This is a genomic window from Bradyrhizobium yuanmingense (assembly GCF_900094575.1).
Lineage (GTDB): Bacteria > Pseudomonadota > Alphaproteobacteria > Rhizobiales > Xanthobacteraceae > Bradyrhizobium > Bradyrhizobium yuanmingense.
This window is the reverse complement of record NZ_FMAE01000004.1, coordinates 45,661-63,191: the sequence shown is the minus strand read 5'-3', so window position 1 is coordinate 63,191 and position 17,531 is coordinate 45,661. Positions and strand designations below refer to the sequence as shown.

The window sequence follows — 17,531 nt, the reverse complement described above, 5'->3', positions numbered from 1 at the left end:
CAGCAGGTCCCGCTACCACTTCTCGCCGAAGGGGCGGATCTCGAGCTCGAAGGTCCACGCGCTTTTCGGCTGCTGGTAGAGCTGCCAATAGGATGCTGCGACGGAGGCCGGAGGCATCAATGCGTCCGGATCATCCAGCGCGTTGGGCCCGAGAGCCTCCAGCCGGCGTTGCCGAACCCACTCGGTATCCACGCCGGAATCGATGATGAGATGCGCGACGTGAATATTCTTCGGGCCAAGCTCGCGGGCCATTGCCTGCGCGACCGCGCGAAGGCCAAACTTGGCGCTTGCAAAAGCTGCATAGCCGCTGCCGCCGCGGAGCGAAGCTGTCGCCCCGGTAAAGAAGATGTTGCCGCCCCCGCGCGGCAGCATCAGGCGGGCCGCCTCGCGACCGGCCAGGAAGCCGGAATAGCAGGCCATTTCCCAGACCTTGCGGAAAACGCGCTCAGTCGTGTCCAGAATCGGGAAGTTGACGTTCGCTCCGATGTTGAAGATGCAAACTTCCAGGGGCGCGTGCTTGTCCGCATCGTTGAGGAAGGAGGTGATTTCGTCCTCCTTGCGAGCGTCGAGCGAGCGGGCGTGAACCTCGCCGCCGGCAGCCTCGATATCCCTGACGAGGGGAGCCAGCTTGTCGCCGTTTCGACGGCCGGCGAAGACCGTGAACCCCTCTGCTGCGAACTTTTTGGCGATCTCGCCGCCGATGAAGTCGCCCGCGCCGATCACGGCCACGGTTGCGTTTCTCTTTTGCAAATTGTCCTCCCGGTAAGTTAGATATGTTGTCTGCGCAATTCGGGCGTCGGCACCGCAGAGGTTGCGCCATCTTCGCGCAAGCTCTCCGCGAGCTTGTGCTTGAGTATCTTGCCGGTCGATGTCGCCGGCAAGGCATCAAGGATGACAATTTCGGACGGCCGCTTGTAAGAAGTAAGCTGAGACCGGACAAATTGCATCAGGGTCTCTGATGTGGTGCGAGATCCTGGCAGCAACTGCACAAAGGCCACGATCTCCTCATTGCCGCCCGCGGCACGACCGACCACAGCGGATTGCACGACGTCCTTGTGTGAACTGAGGACAGCTTCGACTTCCGCGGGATAGACGTTGAAGCCGGAACGAATGATCATTTCCTTGGTGCGTCCGACGATGTACAGACAATCGCCGTCGAAACGTGCGAGATCGCCGGTATTGAACCAGCCCTCGCTGTCAACCACCTTCGCGGTGAGCTCGGGGCCGCGATAGTACCCCAGCATCACGTTGCGCCCGCGAACATGCAGCTCGCCGACTTCACCGGATAAGGTCGGAAATCCTTCGGTGGTTCGCACCCGCGCTTCCACACCAGGCAGCAGCGTTCCAACAGCAGCATCCGAGCGCGGCCTATCGAAACGTACGCCTGATATTCCAGGCGAACATTCGGTGATCCCGTAGCCGTTGAGCAACGGAAGCCCGAACTCTTTTTCCACACGCAATTTCAGGTTCAAATCCAGCGGCGCGCCGGCGACGGCAATCAAGCGCAACGAGCCTCGGGACAGTTGTTCCACGCCTGATATGCTCTTGTACTCCAGCAGGCGCTGATAGGTGGCAGGCACGCCATTGAGGATGGTGACGCCCTCCTCCGCGATGGCCTTTGCAGTCGCGGCAGGGTCGTATTTGCTGACCATCCGCACCGTGCCGCCAACCATCAGCGTCATGATCAGGAGCGAGATGCCGACGATATGCGAGATCGGCAACACCAGATAGATCTTGTCCTTCTCGTTCATTCTGCGGAAGTACGCAGTGGTCTTTGCGCTGATCAGAAGATTGTCATGCGACAGCATCACGCCCTTGGGAGTCCCCGTCGTCCCTGACGTGTAGATCAGGACCGCGACTTGCCTTGCCGGATCGGTCTCCAGGGGCTGGACTGTCGCGCTTTCGTCGAGCGGGCCAACCCCAATTTCCGCCAGCGGGCCAATTCGCCGATTCTCGGCGCCGTAGCGTGAGGCGTGAGCAGCGGCCTCCTTCGACATACCGGACGTGAAGAACATCCGCCGGGCGCCGCTGTGATCGCGGATCTGGTCCAGTTCGCGCGCAGACAAGCGCGGGTTGGCGACAATCGCCCAGGCGTCGAGCCGGCTTGCCGCCAGCAGCAATGCAGCAAGCGCAATACAATTTTCGCTGACAATGATCATCCGATCGCAGGCCCTGATCCCTAGCGATGAGAGCACGGTGGCGATTTCGCCCACACGCTGCTCCAGGTCTCGATAGCTCCACGAAGCCCCGTCCTCAACCAGCGCAATCTGGTGGGGCGCTCTGGCAACCGGTCCTGCCGTTACTTCATGGATTCGGCTCGGCAAGCCGACAGCGATCTCGTCGACACTGATCGTCTCTGAAAGCTCCAGCACCACTGACCTCCCGACCGACCGTGCCAGCGTTGCAATGCGGCACATTTGGGGCCTCGTCTTATAGTTCTTTTTTAGAACTCGTCAATTGATAAATCGGCGCCGGACCTTTTTCGGTGTCGAGCGGCAACTTCGAACCATTATAAACCGCCGTTTACAACGCGTGATCGGACGGTTAGTCTATAGTATCAAATCAGAACTTATAGGGAGGATCCGGGATGGCAGCGAGCCGAGGTGTAGCGATACTTGTTGGCGCAGGCGATGCCATCGGCGCGGCGGTCGCCCGGCGCTTTGCTCAAGGCGGCTATACAGTCTGCATCTGCAGACGCGATGCGTCCAAATCGCAGGTGCTCGTGGCCGAGCTGAGGGCTGCGGGACATGACGTTCACGCATTCAGCGTAGATGCGCGCCAGGAGGCGGAAGTCCAAGGCATTTTCGCGCGGGTCGAGAAAGAGCACGGTCCCATCGAGGTTTGCCTCTACAATGCCGGCTCGAACGTCAACAAGCCTCTGCTCGACACGACGGAGAAGTTGTTTTTCAAAGCCTGGGAACTCGCCTGCTATGGCGGTTTCCTGGTTGGACGTGAGGCCGCCCGCGTGATGCTGTCGCGCGGACGCGGCACCATCTTCTTTACGGGTGCGACGGCAAGCGTGCGTGGCGGCTCGGGGTTTGCGGCATTTTCATCAGCGAAGTTCGGACTTCGAGCAGTGGCCCAGGCGATGGCGCGCGAGCTTGGACCGAAGAACATTCACGTCGTGCATCTCCTGATCGACGCTGGCGTGGATAGCGAGGCAATTCACCAACGCATGAAGGCAGCGAAGGGGATCGACGCAAGCGATATTCCGCCGGATAGCCTGACCAAGACGTCTTCCATTGCCGACGCTTATTGGTTCACCCACCAGCAAAGCAAAGATGGCTGGACCCACGAGCTCGATCTCCGTCCGTCCGTGGAGAAATGGTAACATGGATGCGGCACCAAACCTGACCCTGTGGGGCGTTGGAACGAGTCGCACGATTCGTCCGCATTGGGCCATGCACGAACTGGGTTTAGCCTATAAGACAAAGCCCATTGGCCCACGAACGGGCGAAACCAAGACCGCAGAATACTCGAAGCTCAATCCGCGCCAGAAGATCCCGCTGCTTCAGGATGGCGACTTCTGCATCGGCGAGAGCGCAGCGATTGTTGCCTACCTGTCGCGCATGTATTCCACGCCGGAACGATCGCTGATTCCGGAAGCCCCGCGCGAGTATGCCTCGTGGCTGGAATGGTGCTTCTTTATCGTCACGGAGCTGGATTCCACCAGCCTTTACGTGATGCGCCGCCATCGGGCCGACGCGCTCGGACCGATCTACGGCATTGCACCGGAGGTCGTTGCCCAGGCCGGCGAGTATTTCCGCCAGCAGTTGCGCCATGTCGAGGTCGCGCTCGCAGATGGCCGGCAATTCCTGATGGGCGACCAGTTTACGAGCGCAGACATCCTGCTCACGACCTGCCTGGAGTGGGCCATCGCCTATGGCGTCGGCATTTGCGACAACGCTCAGCCCTATCTCGAACGCATCAGGAAACGGGAAGCCTTTCAGCGAGCCGTTGCGGCGAATGTCCCGATGGCACCGATCACGCCGGCGCCGGCGAAGGTCTAGAATACCGTCGCGAACGGCTTCGCGGTTAGACCGCGACGCGCAGGCTACGCTCGGCGACCATCTTGTCGATGGCGCCGTCGTCGTAGCCCAGCTCGTGCAACACGTCGCGGGAGTGCTCACCCACCCGGGGAGCAGGCCCACCGATCGCGGACTCGTTGATCGCAAAACGCGCCGCCGGCTTAGGTTGCCGCACCCGCCCCACTTTCGGCTGATCGAACTCCGCAATGATGTCGCGCGCAACCACCTGTTCATTGTGGATGATCTCGCTCCGCCGCAGGATCGGCGAACAGGGGACGTCGGCGGCATCCAGACGCTCCAGCCATTCTGCGGTGGTGTGCTGGCTGATATATTCGGCCATTTTGTTGATGCGTGCCGTGGCGTTGACCGAGCGCGCCGATGGCGTCGCAAACCGGGGATCCTTGGCAAGCTCGGCGTCGCCAGTGGCGCGGCAAAAACCCTGCCATTCGGAGTCGGAAATTGTACCGGCGGTGATGTAGCCGTCGCTGGTCTTGAACACGAGATCGGGACGATCATTGGGATCGGCAGCAGCGGCCTCGGCACCGACCACCGTGTATTGCATCATGCCTTCGGGCCACAAATACGAGATCATCGCATCCAGCATGGCGACCTGGATGTGATCACCCTGCCCTGTCTTCTCGCGGGCGTAGAGGGCTGCTGCGACCGCCTGGGCGGTGAACACGGCGGTGGTCTTGTCGCAGACGATAGTCCGGATCATCTGCGGACGGTTCGTGACCGGCTGCGACTGGATATCGGCAAAGCCCGAGAGGCCCTGAATGATCGGATCGTAAACACGTTTCTTCACATAAGGTCCGGTGTCGCCGACACCGCTGATCGAGACGTAGATCAGGCGCGGATGGCGCTGGCGCAACTCCTCGACGCCGAGACCGAGGCGCTCCATGGTGCCGGGCCGGAAATTCTGCACCAGCACATCCGCCTTCGCGACCAGTTTGGCCAGAACCTCACGGCCGGCCGCGCTTTTGACGTCAATCGACAGCGAGCGCTTGCCACGGTTTGAAGAAATGAATAGCGCGGAGAACTCGCCTTCCTTATCAATCGTGGCACGGCTGCGCCGGGTAATGTCGCCGCCGATCGGCTCGATTTTCAGGACGTCCGCGCCCTGATCCGCCAGGAACATGGTCGCAAACGGGCCCGACACCACGCCGGTCAGATCGAGGACGCGAACGCCGTTGAGGGGACCGGGCATCACATTCTCCCTGAATTGACTTCGTTATAGATCGACTGAGGTTTCGTCATGCGGATGCCGCGGACGCCCGGCTCTGCGAGGCTCCAGGTCTGGCGTTAGGCCGTCTTCGAAACGGGCTGGCCGATCTGCTCGACGATCGACTCCTCCACATCGCGAAGCTGGTCCTTGCCGAAAAACATCTCATTTCCAACGAAGAAGGTCGGCGAGCCGAACGCGCCGCGGTTGACCGCGTCGGTGGTCCGATCCAACAGCCGCTTCTTGACGTCATCCTGCTGTGCTCGCGCAATCAGCCGGTCGATATCGACGCCTGAGGAGATGAATGCCTTTCGGAAAGTTTCAAGATCATCCATCTTCTTCGGCTCCTCCCACATGTGGTGATAGGCCGCGCGGAAATAGGGCTCGAACACGCCTTCGAACTGAGCCGCGACGGCACCGCGCATCAACATCAGCGTATTCACCGGAAAGAACGGATTGGAACGAAACTTCGTCACGTTATGGCGGCGAATGAAACGCTGGGTCTCCAGAGTCTGGTATTCCGGCTTGTTCTTGATGCCACGAAGGGAATCGAACGGTGACATGTTGCCAGTCGCTTTGAAGATGCCGCCGAGCAGGATCGGGACATATTCGAATTTCACGCCGGTGCGCCGTTCGATTCCCGGCAGGGCCAATTCCGCGAGGTAAGCGTTCGGACTGCCGAAATCGAACAGGAATTCAACCTTCAGGGACATGTCAGCTCCTCCCGCAGAGCGCAATGATGGGCAGGCTTGGTGATCTTCTAGGCCGGTCGCTGCCTGTTACCATCCTTACAGTTCTAAAAATGAACTGTCAAATGGACCATCGCCATGGCCACATCGCGGGTCGGCGGGGGTATTGTCTCAAATTTAGTACCTATCTAGAATGGAGCGAGCGGCGCTTGGCGTTGCCCCTGATTCAGGCGGAACGGGAGTCGGTCGACCGGAGGGCACGAATGAAATGGGATGAACTTGAGGAAGAGCCATGTTCGATGGCCCGCACCATTGGCGTGATCGGGGACCGGTGGACTCTTCTGATTCTCCGCGAATGCTTTCTGCGTACGCGCCGCTTCGAGGGTTTTCAGTCGGCGCTTGGAATCACCCGCCATTTGCTTGCCGAACGGCTCAAAAAGCTAGTTCGGCAGGGCGTTCTGCGCCGCATTCCCTATCAGGAGTCGCCCAAACGCCACGAGTACATCCTGACGCAAAAGGGCCTCGACCTCTATCCGATCATGATGGCGCTCGTACACTGGGGTGACACCCACATGGTTGACGAACGCGGACGTCCCCTACTACACGAGCACCGTAAGTGCGGCAAGACGTTCGATCCCGTGATGGTGTGCTCCGAATGCGGAGAGCCACTTTTGGCCAAGGAAGTTCATGTCCATCCTGGTCCAGGCGCGCGCCCCGCTCCAGAGCGAGTTTTGCTCGACAAGAAAGCAAAGCCAAAGCCCCGCAGGAAAGCGGCATAACGAGGACAAGCCAGACCACGTCACTGTTGGCGGTAATGGGCTCGCTGCGGACACTTGGCCCGCATCTTGCTCTATTGTCACGTCGACGTTGTCGGACTTCTTCTACTCGGTTCCACACCGCCTGATCCGAGAGCAGGCCTTTCTGTACGATCGTACGCGCGGCGATGCTTCGTCAGAAATGACTGCTTAATCGCGGTACTCCGCCGGGATAAGATCAACTCACCGTCTCGGCTACAGGTGCAGCTAGGTCCAACTTCACTTCACCGCTTTCACGATTTCAACGAAATATGATCGTTAGCCTCTCCTGTGATTGCTCTTCCTTACTTCGAATCTAAAATCCTTCAGGTGCCCTAATGTGCACCAAGCTTCCTCTACATTCAGTAGAGCGATCTATGTGGGTCATGATTGAATGACGCTGTGCCTTAGCTTCACACCCACGCCACGTGAGCGGCGCGAAGAAAACGGCAAATGCGTCAAGCCTTCGATCGAAATAAAAAGTCGTGTCGTCAGCGAGCGCTAAATTGCTCTCGCGCGTGACGTTGTCGCGCTTGGCGTATCTGAGATGAGCTCACACAGCACCGAGGTCGCACAAGACGTCGGTATCCCGTCGCAGCGATCCGCACGTCCGCCCTAATCGCACAAAACTAGCTCCCGAGCGCCATCATCGCTACAAGGCCGATCGCCAAAGCTTGCTAATGATGGATTTTTCTTGATCTATCGGTGCACACGCCGTGCACACGCGGCCTTCTAACTGGCTGAAATTACTGAACTCTCGATCAATCCATCATGGGCAAGCTGGGGCTAGCACAAGCAATCGATATCCAATTGGAGCTAAGTAGCGAAAGATCTGTCCATCACCCTGGGAGAGACGCTCGACAAGGATGCGCTGCGTGGTCCTCTCGCCGCCCTAGGAATGAGAAGGCCCGGACGGCGCCACATCCAAGCGGACCGCGATCCCGTCCAGATCCGGGGTCGGCGCTGGATAATGCATCATGACGAGCGGATCGTGACCAGGAACGATGTGGTCCGCCTCGGGCGCTGCGGCCCGCAGCCTGTCGAACCCGACCAGCATGTCGCCGACATGAAACGCTGTCGTAAAAGGACGCTCGCCCCTCAGGTTTTCGTAGAAATGACTGACGTCGGAAGCGAGCACGACCGGCCCGCGGCGCGTGTTGACCCGGACGAATTGAAGTCCCGCGGAATGTCCGCCCGCCGCATGGACCGTCAGCCCGGGAGCGATCTCAGCATCGCCATCGTAGAATAGGACGCGACGCGCATAGTTCAGCCGCACGATGCCGCAGACGTCCTCGACCTCGAAGGAATGCGACAACCTCGGATATTGCATGTAGCGGCCGGTGGCGTAGGCTAGCTCGCGCTCCTGCAGATGAAACCGCGCGTTCGGAAACCGGTCGAAATTGCCGGCATGGTCGTAGTGCAGATGCGTGAGGATGACGTCCTTGACGTCGGCCACGTCAATATCGAACGCGGCAAGCGTCTCTACCGGGCAGCGCAGGAACGTCCGCCTGCGCTGCCTGGCGGTTTCGGCGTTGAACCCGGTGTCGATGACGAAGGTGCGCCCGCCTCCCCGCGCCAGCCACATGAAATAATCCATCGGCATCGGCCCGTCATGCGGGTCGCCGCCGATGAAGTGCTCGCTGCGCTGCGCCTCCCGCGTGGCGTAGCGGATGGCGAACAGCTCGTAGACCGGATCAGCCATGGATCTGCGATCTGCTCAGGAGCCGGCCGCGTCGACCTCGTTGAACGCCTCGCGCGCGTTACGGAAGGCGTCAATGCCGGCGGGCACGCCGCAATAGACGGCGACCTGGAGCAAAATCTCCTTGATCTCCTCCTTTGTGAGCCCGTTCTTCAAGGCGCCCTTGACGTGCAGCTTCAGTTCGTGCGGGCGGTTCAGCGCGCCGAGCATCGCCAGATTGACGATCGAGCGCGTGCGCCGGTCGACGCCGGGCCGAGTCCACAACGCGCCCCAGCAGAACTCGGTCGACCATTCCGCCATGGTACGCGTGAAGTCGTCGGCACCGGCGATGGACTTATTGACGTAATCCTCGCCGAGCACTTCCTTGCGAACCTTGAGCCCCTTGTCGAACAGTTCGGTCTTGCTCATGATCGTCCCTTTCAGGTCTTGAGAGTTGAGTTGGAAGTCGATGAACGCAATAGCGGCCGCAGCGATTGCAGCAAAGCAGCGACGTCATCGACCGCGTCGAGCCGCCAGACCGCGTCGATGACACGGTCGGCATCCCAGTCGCTTCGGCCGCTCCGCACGCCCTCGCGCAGCTTGGCCTCGAGATCGCGATCCGTGAGCGGCGCGGCAAGACTGCCGCGCGGCGAAATGACTGTCTCGGTGAGGACATCCCCGGACGCCAGGCGCAACGTCACACGCGCGGCGCCATCGCGCATTTCGCTGTCGAGCTCCGCACTCACCTTCTGCCGCAGTTGCACGATGTCGGGCCGGATTACGGTTTCCTGCACAAACTCGGCGACCCCGGCGGCACCGAGCAAAAGACCGCATGCCACGCAATGATGGATGCTGACGCGCGCATCGCGCTCGTTGTTGACCGGGCGGTTGCCACGGGCGAGCAGCAGGGCCGAGCCTTGCACCGTCACCTGCTCGATCTGGTCGATGCGTCCAGCGATCCGTTTGCGCAACAGGAGGCAGGCATCGATCACCGCGTGAAACACGATGCCGGCGGGATACGGCTTGTAGGTGTTCTTTGCGATCTCGAACGTCCTGCCGAGACCGTCGAGCAGCCGCGCGAGGTCGGGCTGATCGCCCATGGTGCGGGCCCAGCCGAGCGGTCCCTCGATGGCACGGGGCGCCGCCTCGTAGCCCTGCTGCGCCAGCAGCGCGGCGAACAACCCGTTTCGCGCCGAATTGCCGACGCTGACATTCTTGGCTCCAGTCGGCAGGTTCTCGACATTGCCGGCCGACTGGCTCGCCGCAACTCCGATTGCGTTTGCAATGCCCTCCGCGGGCAGGCCCAGGAGCTTCGCGCAAGCCGCAGCCGCTCCAAAAATCCCGCAGGTCGACGTGATGTGCCAGCCACGCGCGTAATGGCGCGGCGAGACTGAATTGCCGATGCGGCATTCTACGTCCACGCCGAGAATGAATGCCGTCAGCACCTCGTGCCCCGACAACCTTCGCGTCTCCGCGAGCGCGAATATGGCGGCTGCGACCGGCGCGGCCGGATGAATGATCGTCTCGGGATGGGTGTCGTCGAAGTCGAGCAGATTCGCCGAGATGGCGTTGAGGAACGCCGCGCAGAGCGCATCCATCGGCTCGGAATGACCGATCACCGTCGATGTCGCGGCACCACTGAACGGTGCCAGCGCGCGAATCGCTGCGATGACGACGGGATCGCGTGCGGAGCCGAGTGCCGTCGCGAAGAAATTGAGGATCGATCGTCGCGCCTCGAGGCTCTGCGCTTCCACCTCCACCCATGATGAGGCAGCGACGAAATCAGCGAGCGTCCTGCTCACGCTAGGAATGGAATGTTGCGGCACGCGGGGCTTCTTCCTCGTTTTGTTCGGACCTTATGCCGATCCGCGGCAAACTGTCGACCCCAAATGTTATGCTTGACAGCTTGTCTGACAATCATAACAATCCGGCCGTTGGCGCGGGATCCCCGCCGCCGCAACGACGGCGGTCGTCCAGGCCGACTGGTAAAGAAAACGACAAGATCAAGACGGCGCGCCTCATCACGGGAGCACGCAACAGGGAGTGGACGATGGCGGGAGAAACGCTCGGCGTGATCGGAACGGGTCGCATGGGCGGCCCCATGGCGGGGCGATTGATGGACGCGGGCTATTCGCTCGTCGTCTACGACACGCAGAGCGACGCAACGCAGCCGCTGGTCAAGCGCGGCGCTCTCCTCGGCAAGTCGCCCGCGGACGTCGCCTCCCGCGCGGACATCGTGCTCGCAAGCCTGCCGACGCCTGACATCGTCAAGGCGGTGACGCTGGGCCAGGATGGCATCAGCAGCGGCAACCGCGCGAAGATCGTAATCGATCTCTCGACCTCGGGTCCGGGCGCGGCGAAGCTCGTCGCGGAAGGCCTCAAGGCGAAAGGCATGACGCTGGTCGATGCGCCGGTCAGCGGCGGCATCAAGGGCGCCGTCAACGGCACGCTGGCCGTGATGGTATCGTGCCCGCAGGCGACCTACGAGACCGTGCAGCCGATCCTGAAGAACTTCGGCAAGCTGTTCTACACCGGCGACAAGCCCGGCGTGGCGCAGACCGCCAAGCTCGCCAACAATCTGATGGCAGCGGCGGCGCTCGTGATCACGTCGGAAGCGGTCGCGATGGGCGTCAAGGGCGGCGTCAACGCCAAGGTGTTGATCGACATCATCAATGCCAGCAGCGGCCGCAACAGCGCTTCCGAAGACAAATTCCCCCGCTCGGTGCTGCCAGGCACGTTCGATTTCGGCTTCACCACCGGCCTTTCCTACAAGGACGTCCGTCTCTGCGTAGACGAGGCCGAGGCTATGGGCGTGCCAATGGTCTGCGGCGCGGTCGTGCGGCAGATGTTGGCGATCACCAGTGCCAAGTACGGTTCATCATCCGATTTCACCTCGATCGCCAAGGTGCTCGAGGAGTGGGCCGGGGTCGAGATGCGCGGCTGAGCGCGCGAGTCTTGGGGAGAGCACGTGGCAATGACGAACGGCCCGACCAGATCCGGCAAGGCATCGCTCGCGCGCCAGATGGCGCGGAGCGCACTCGCCGTCGATCTCGGCGATTTCGGGCCCGAAGTCGTCGCCAAGGCCAAGCTCTGCCTGCTGGACTTCCTGTCCTGTGCGTTCGAGGCAGGTCAGCATCCCTGGAGCCGTCAGGCGATTCAGATCGCGCATGACGGCGGCGGCGCGACCATCATCGGGACCTCGCAACTCTCCTCGCCGGCGGACGCGGCATTCAGCAACGCCGTGATGGGGCACGGCCTCGTGCGGGAAGACATGCACGCGGCCAGCATCGCGCACCACGGCGTGGTGATCTGGCCGGCGCTGCTCGCGCTGTCGGAACAGGCGCCGCTGTCCGGCGCGAGGCTACTCGCGGCCGCCATCATCGGCTATGAGACCGGCGCGCGGATCGGCCGCGCGCTTCTGACCTCCGACCTTGCGCGGCTCTATCGCCCGACCGGCGTCGTGGCTCCTCTGGGCGCGGCGCTCGCGGGAAGTTTCGCGCTCCGCCTTTCCGAGGACCAGGCGACCAGCGCCATGGCGATCGCGGCCAATACGTCCAGCGGTCTCAACGAGTGGCCGCATGCCGGCGGCTCCGACATGTATTTCCATCCGGGCTTTGCCGCCAGCAACGCGATCAAGGCGATCGGTCTGGCCACAGCCGGCGCCTTCGGCTCCGAAACCATCCTCGAAGGCGAGGCAGGCCTGTTCGCCGCCTATCGTCGCCAAGCCGCACCCGACAGCATCGCGATCTTCCCTGGCGGAGAGTGCGAGATCATGGCCGTGTACAACAAGCCGGTTCCGGCCTGCAATTTCGCGCAAACCGCCGCTCAAGCTGCGCTCCGTGTCTCGCACGAGCTCGTCGGCACCGACGAGATCGATCGCGTCGTCATTCGCGCCCCCGATGCTGCGGTTCGCTATCCGGGCTGCGACTCCCTGGGGCCTTACCGGAACGCGCTCCAGGCCAAGATGAGCATTCCCTTCAGCGTCGCGGCGACGCTGGCCCGGGGCGAGATTGAGGAAGAGAACTACGCCGAGCTCGGCAATGCCGACATCATCCGCCTGGTTTCGGTCACGGACCTCGAGGCAGATGCCGGCTTCACCGCCGCCTTCCCTGGCAAGCAGGGCGCGGATGTGACCGTGCATCTGCGGAGCGGCCGGACCATCCAGCACACGTTGCCCGACGTCATAGCCGCAACACCATCTGATATTCGCGCGCGCTTCCGCGCTGCCAGTTGCGCAGTCCTCGGTGAGGCCCGCGCGCACAGGCTGGAGCAACTCATCGAGAACAGTGACCGGCTCGACAATGCCGGCGAGATCGCAGCGCAATGCCGCCTGGACACGGCGGAACGGGTTTTACGATCGGCATCATAAGAAGTGCCGGAGAGTACGGGGGAAACATGGTCGATTTCGAGACCTGCTTAAGTTCGTCAGCCGCGCGGAGGCGGGGCTGATGGAGGGATTCCTGCAAGCGCTCGCCGCGGGCCTTCTGATCGGCGCCGTCTACGGGCTTATGTGCGTCGGGCTCGGCCTGATCTTCGGCGTCATGCGCGTCATCAACTTCGCCCATGGCGATTTCATGATGCTCGGCATGTACACCGCCTTTTATCTATTCACCGCCGCCGGCGTTCAATCGTTCTTTGGCAATGCCGTAGGACCATTCGTCGCTATCCTGCTAGCCGGCCCCGTCCTCGCTGTATTCGGCTACTTCGTCCACCGGACACTGATCTCGCACGTTTCAGGGACGCGCACCGCTTCGCTGGAAGGCGAAGGCCACTACGCCCAGCTCATCCTGACGCTCGGCATAGCGCTGATCCTGCAGAACGGTGGCTTGCTCGTCTTCGGATCGGTGCTGGCCTCGATCCGCACGCCGCTGTCGAGCTCGGCCTGGGAGCTCGGCCCTTTCTTCGACATGAGCATCTTCCTCAACAAGGCGCGCAGCATCGACATGATCGTTTCGCTGGTCATGATGATCCTGCTTTCGCTGCTGATCACGCGGACGCGGATCGGCAAGTCGTTACGGGCGGCCGCCGACAATCCGACCGCCGCGACCTATATGGGCATCGACGTCGACCGGGCGCACCGCACCGCCTTCGCGCTCGGCTGCGGCATCACGGCGATCGCCGGCGGCCTGCTTGCCACCAACTATCCGTTCCACCCGTTCGTCGGCCTCGAATACGTCATCGTCATGTATGCGGGCGTCGTGCTCGGCGGCATGGGCAGCATCATCGGCGCGTTCTGGGGCGGCATGACCATCGGCCTGGTGCAGCAGATGTCGACGCTGATCCTGCCGACGCAGCTGCAGAACGCAGCGATCTTCGCAGTCTTCCTCCTCATCATCTTCTTCCGTCCGCAAGGCTTCTTCGGACGGATGGTGGAGAGGACGTGACGATGCTCCGGACGCGCTCCTTTCTGCCCCCCCTGCTGTTCACCCTCGCCTATGCCGCGCTCTCGCTCGGCGTGACCAATTCCTATTACCAGCTGATCCTGACGCTGGTGCCGGTGTGGGCGGTGTTCGGCCTGTCCTGGAACCTGCTCAGCGGCTACACGGGATTGATCTCCTTCGGCCACGCCGCATTCTTCGGCATCGGAGCCTATGCGACTGCGCTCGGACAAATCTACTTCGACATCTCCCCCTGGCTGCTGATCCCCGTCGCAGCCGTGCTCGGCGGCATCGCCGGGCTCCTGATCGGATTTCCGACCTTCCGCCTCCAGGGCCACTACTTCGCCCTGGCGATGCTCGCCTACCCGCTCGCCATCCTCTACGTGTTCGAGTGGCTCGGCTTTCAGGAGGTGACGCTTCCGATCAAGCGCAATGCGCCGATCGCCTACATGCAGTTCTCCGACCCGCACATCTACACGCTGCTGGGGCTCGCGATCATGCTGGCGACCATCGTGCTGACGCAAGTGATCGAGCGTTCCCGCTTCGGCATGGCGCTGCTCGCTATCAAGCAGAACGAGGCCGCGGCCGAGGCGGCTGGCATCAACACGCTCGCCTGGAAGCTGCGCGCGATCACGTTGAGCGGCGCTATCGCCGCCACTATCGGCGGCTTCTACGCCCAGGTGCTGCTGGTCGTGACGCCGCAATCGGTGTTCGGCATGCTGGTGTCGGCCCAAGCACTGACCGTCGCCATGTTCGGCGGCGTCGGCACGGTCTGGGGCCCGGTGATCGGCTCGGTGATCCTGATTCCGCTCGCCGAGGTCCTGCATGCCGAGGCCGGCGACCGCTTCCCCGGCATCCAGGGCGTCATCTTCGGCTTCGCCATCGTCTGCGTCATTCTGCTGGCGCCGGAGGGTCTGTTCTGGAAGCTGCGCGATCTGTTGCGCAAGCGGAAGGCGCCGAAGGCGGCTGCAGCTGACGTCCCCGAAACAGCGGTCGCCAACGTCACCGCGCTGAAGCCCGCCTCGCAGCAGCGTGCGGCCACCGGCGAGATCATGCTCGAGGTCAAGAACCTCTCGCGTTCGTTCGGCGGTCTCAAGGCGGTGCAGAATGTCAGCTTCAAGCTGCACCAGAACGAAATCCTCGGCATCATTGGGCCCAACGGCGCCGGCAAGACGACGCTATTTAATCTCCTCAACGGCTTCCTGAAGCCGAGCGAGGGGGAAGTCTTGATCGGCGGCCGCAACATGTCCGGTCAACGGCCGCACGTGATCTGTGAAGCCGGCATCGGCCGCACCTTCCAGGTCATGCGGCCGTTCCTGCGCATGTCGATCCTCGACAATGTCGTGGTCGGCGCCTATGTGCGCGCGCGATCCGACGAGGTGGCGCGCAAGCTCGCTTCCGACGCGGTCGCCCGTGTCGGGCTCTCTGCCGTCGCCGACCGCCTGGCCGGCGAGCTTTCGACGAAGGAGCTGCGGCTGATGGAACTTGCCCGCGCCATCGCCGGCCAGCCGCGCATCCTGCTGCTCGACGAGACGCTCGCGGGCCTTGGCCACGGCGAGGCCGATGAGGTCGTCGCAGTGATCCAGCAGCTCGCGCGCGACGGCACGACCATCGCGATCATCGAGCACACGATGCAGGCGATGGTCCGCTTGGTCGACAGGTTCGTCGTGCTCGACCACGGCGCCGTCATCACCGAAGGCCTGCCGGAAGTGGTGACGCGCGACAATCGCGTGATCGAGGCCTATCTCGGCAAGAAATGGGTGGGCCATGCTGCGAATTGAGGGATTGAGTGCGGGCTATTCCGCCAAGCCCGTCCTGAACGACATCTCGATCAATGTCGGCGCCGGCGAGTTTGTCGCGATCGTCGGACCAAACGGCGCCGGCAAGACCACGCTTTTCAAGACGATCTCCGGCATCGTCAAGCCGAGCGGCGGGGCCATCACCTTCGACGGCGTCGATCTGCTCGCCGTGCCGCCGCCGCAGCGCCCCCATCTCGGCATCGCCCACGTTCCCGAGGGCCGACAGGTCTTCCCGTCTCTCACCGTGATGGAGAACCTGGAAATGGGCGCGATGACGGAGAGCGGCCGGCGCGACTGGCAGAGCAACATCGAGCGCATCTTCGAGTGGCTACCGGTGCTGAAGGAACGCCGCAACCAGTTCGCAGGCACGATGTCCGGTGGCCAGCAGCAGATGCTCGCGATCGGCCGCGGCCTCGCCTCCTCGCCGAAGCTGTTGATGCTCGACGAGCCCTCGATGGGGCTGGCGCCTTCGACCGCCGACTTCATCTTCGAGCGCCTGATCGAGATCCGCCGTCAATCCGGCCTGACCATGCTGCTGGTCGAGCAGCGCGTCGCCGAAGCGCTGGAATCGGCGGATCATGGCTACGTCCTCGAAGCCGGGCGCGTCGTGCTCGAGGGCAACAACGACACGCTGCGCGCGGACGATCGCGTGCGCAAGGCCTATCTTGGCATGTGACGACAAGAACAAATGACTAGGGAGAGAAAACAATGAAGAAGACATCGAACGGACTCACGCGCCGAACCGTGCTGTCCGGCGCGGCCGCCGTGGGGCTTGCCGGCGTGGCGCACGCGCAGACGCCGGCCGAGATCAAGGTCGGCCTCATCGTGCCGTTGTCGGGCATCTACACCCGCCCCGGCCAGGTGATGAAGATGGGCGCCGAGATGGGCATCGAGCACATCAATGCGCAAGGCGGCATCAAGGCGCTCGGCGGCGCCAAGCTGAAGTTGGTCGTGATCGACTGCGGCGACACCACCGAGAAGGCCAAGAACGCGGCGCAGCGCATGGTGGCGCAGGAGCCCGATCTGGTCGCCGCAACCGGCTCCTATCTCTCGTCCTTCACGTTGGCGGTCACCGAGGTGACCGAGCGCGCCGAGCTGCCGGTGCTGACTCTGTCCTATTCGGACCTTCTGACCGATCGCGGCTTTAAATACATCTTCCAGACCGCCGCGACCGCAAGCCGCCAGTCCGAGCTCGGCCTGCCGACTCTGATGAAGCTCGCCGAGAACGCCTCCGGCAAGAAGCCGAAGACCGTCGCGATGCTGATGGACAACACCGCGACTTCGGTTGCCACCGCGAAGGCGCTGAAGGAAAGACTGTTCGCGCAGGAAGGCCTCCAGCTGGTCGTCGAGGAGGTCTGGACCCCGCCGCTGTCGGATGCGACGCCGCTGATTCAGAAGGTTCGTTCGACCAAGCCCGACCTGCTGCTGTTCATGCCGAACGCGGTGTCGGACGCCAAGCTCGGGCTCGAGAAGATCAGCGAGTTCGGCCTCGGCCAGGGCAAGATCCCGACCGTGTCCTTCAGCATCACCATCGCCGAACCAGACATGCTCCAGAGCGTGAGCCCAGAGACCGTGCAGGGCATCATGACTATCGTCGCCAACTGGGGCTCGAAGGGTCACGAGGCGCTGATCGCCGAGCTGAAGGCCAAATACAAGGAGCCCTGGATGACACAGAACGTCATCTCGACCTATGGCGACATGTGGCTGATGAAGGAAGCCTTGGAAAAAGCTGGCAAGGCCAACCGCAATGCGGTCGCGCAGGCCTTCCGCACCATGGATGCCGGCCCGTCGAAATATTATCCGGGCGGCCAGCTCAAGTTCGACGAGAAGGGCCGCAGGATCGGCGCCGGCGTCGTCATCGTGCAATGGCAATCGGGCGTTCCGGTCACCGTCTATCCGCCCGAACTCGCGCAGGCACAGCCGTTCTGGCCGAAAAAGTAGCA

Annotated in this window: 16 protein-coding genes; 9 read left to right on the top strand and 7 right to left on the bottom strand. The window is 62.5% G+C overall.

The features are described from left to right. Window positions 1-12: 12 nt before the first annotated feature. Window positions 13-750, bottom strand: coding sequence for an SDR family oxidoreductase (locus GA0061099_RS13825; protein ID WP_074447778.1), 738 nt, complete (start codon window positions 748-750; stop codon window positions 13-15). Window positions 751-767: 17 nt separating this feature from the next. Continuing rightward, window positions 768-2,372, bottom strand: coding sequence for a class I adenylate-forming enzyme family protein (locus GA0061099_RS13820; protein WP_074447924.1), 1,605 nt, complete (start codon window positions 2,370-2,372; stop codon window positions 768-770). Between the two features lie 215 nt (window positions 2,373-2,587). Between GA0061099_RS13820 and GA0061099_RS13815 the strand changes: the two genes are divergently transcribed. Both GA0061099_RS13815 and GA0061099_RS13810 read left to right on the top strand, forming a co-directional pair. Then, window positions 2,588-3,331, top strand: a complete 744-nt coding sequence (locus GA0061099_RS13815) for an SDR family NAD(P)-dependent oxidoreductase (protein WP_074447777.1) — start codon at window positions 2,588-2,590, stop codon at window positions 3,329-3,331. Between the two features lies 1 nt (window position 3,332). After that, window positions 3,333-4,010 carry a glutathione S-transferase family protein gene (locus GA0061099_RS13810; protein ID WP_074447776.1) on the top strand — a complete coding sequence of 226 codons (678 nt, stop codon included), beginning with the start codon at window positions 3,333-3,335 and terminating at the stop codon, window positions 4,008-4,010. 25 nt (window positions 4,011-4,035) lie between these two features. Here GA0061099_RS13810 and GA0061099_RS13805 read toward each other — a convergent pair whose 3' ends face one another. Further along, window positions 4,036-5,235 carry a CaiB/BaiF CoA transferase family protein gene (locus tag GA0061099_RS13805; protein WP_074447775.1) on the bottom strand — a complete coding sequence of 400 codons (1,200 nt, stop codon included), beginning with the start codon at window positions 5,233-5,235 and terminating at the stop codon, window positions 4,036-4,038. 95 nt (window positions 5,236-5,330) lie between these two features. Further along, a complete protein-coding gene (locus GA0061099_RS13800) occupies window positions 5,331-5,963 on the bottom strand; it encodes a 2-hydroxychromene-2-carboxylate isomerase (RefSeq protein ID WP_074447774.1) in 633 nt (210 codons plus the stop codon). 239 nt (window positions 5,964-6,202) lie between these two features. Between GA0061099_RS13800 and GA0061099_RS13795 the strand changes: the two genes are divergently transcribed. Next, window positions 6,203-6,718, top strand: coding sequence for a winged helix-turn-helix transcriptional regulator (locus GA0061099_RS13795; RefSeq protein WP_074447923.1), 516 nt, complete (start codon window positions 6,203-6,205; stop codon window positions 6,716-6,718). 907 nt (window positions 6,719-7,625) lie between these two features. Here the strand turns inward: GA0061099_RS13795 and GA0061099_RS13790 are convergent. The 3 genes from GA0061099_RS13790 to GA0061099_RS13780 are packed head-to-tail and all read right to left on the bottom strand — an operon-like array spanning window position 7,626 to window position 10,213. Further along, window positions 7,626-8,435, bottom strand: a complete 810-nt coding sequence (locus GA0061099_RS13790) for an N-acyl homoserine lactonase family protein (RefSeq protein ID WP_074447773.1) — start codon at window positions 8,433-8,435, stop codon at window positions 7,626-7,628. Between the two features lie 15 nt (window positions 8,436-8,450). Next, the gene (locus GA0061099_RS13785) at window positions 8,451-8,840 is read right to left on the bottom strand and encodes a carboxymuconolactone decarboxylase family protein (RefSeq protein ID WP_024341820.1); all 390 of its coding nucleotides are present in this window, start codon (window positions 8,838-8,840) and stop codon (window positions 8,451-8,453) included. A gap of 11 nt (window positions 8,841-8,851) precedes the next feature. Further along, entirely contained in the window at window positions 8,852-10,213 is a 1,362-nt protein-coding gene (locus GA0061099_RS13780; RefSeq protein ID WP_244620977.1) for an MmgE/PrpD family protein, read from the bottom strand. Between the two features lie 56 nt (window positions 10,214-10,269). Here GA0061099_RS13780 and GA0061099_RS13775 point away from each other — a divergent pair, with 56 nt between their 5' ends. The 6 genes from GA0061099_RS13775 (at window position 10,270) to GA0061099_RS13750 (ending at window position 17,529) form a co-directional block, all read left to right on the top strand. After that, window positions 10,270-11,355 carry an NAD(P)-dependent oxidoreductase gene (locus tag GA0061099_RS13775; protein ID WP_338060689.1) on the top strand — a complete coding sequence of 362 codons (1,086 nt, stop codon included), beginning with the start codon at window positions 10,270-10,272 and terminating at the stop codon, window positions 11,353-11,355. Window positions 11,356-11,385: 30 nt separating this feature from the next. Further along, window positions 11,386-12,780, top strand: a complete 1,395-nt coding sequence (locus tag GA0061099_RS13770; RefSeq protein ID WP_074447771.1) for an MmgE/PrpD family protein — start codon at window positions 11,386-11,388, stop codon at window positions 12,778-12,780. A gap of 79 nt (window positions 12,781-12,859) precedes the next feature. After that, entirely contained in the window at window positions 12,860-13,795 is a 936-nt protein-coding gene (locus GA0061099_RS13765; RefSeq protein ID WP_024341824.1) for a branched-chain amino acid ABC transporter permease, read from the top strand. Window positions 13,796-13,797: 2 nt separating this feature from the next. Beyond that, window positions 13,798-15,570, top strand: coding sequence for a branched-chain amino acid ABC transporter ATP-binding protein/permease (locus GA0061099_RS13760; RefSeq protein ID WP_199751037.1), 1,773 nt, complete (start codon window positions 13,798-13,800; stop codon window positions 15,568-15,570). After that, entirely contained in the window at window positions 15,557-16,264 is a 708-nt protein-coding gene (locus GA0061099_RS13755) for an ABC transporter ATP-binding protein (RefSeq protein WP_024341826.1), read from the top strand. The genes GA0061099_RS13760 and GA0061099_RS13755 overlap by 14 nt, the downstream gene beginning before the upstream one ends. Before the next feature lie 32 nt (window positions 16,265-16,296). Then, window positions 16,297-17,529 (top strand): ABC transporter substrate-binding protein, encoded by a 1,233-nt coding sequence (locus GA0061099_RS13750; RefSeq protein ID WP_074447769.1) that lies wholly within the window; start codon window positions 16,297-16,299, stop codon window positions 17,527-17,529. Window positions 17,530-17,531 lie beyond the last annotated feature (2 nt).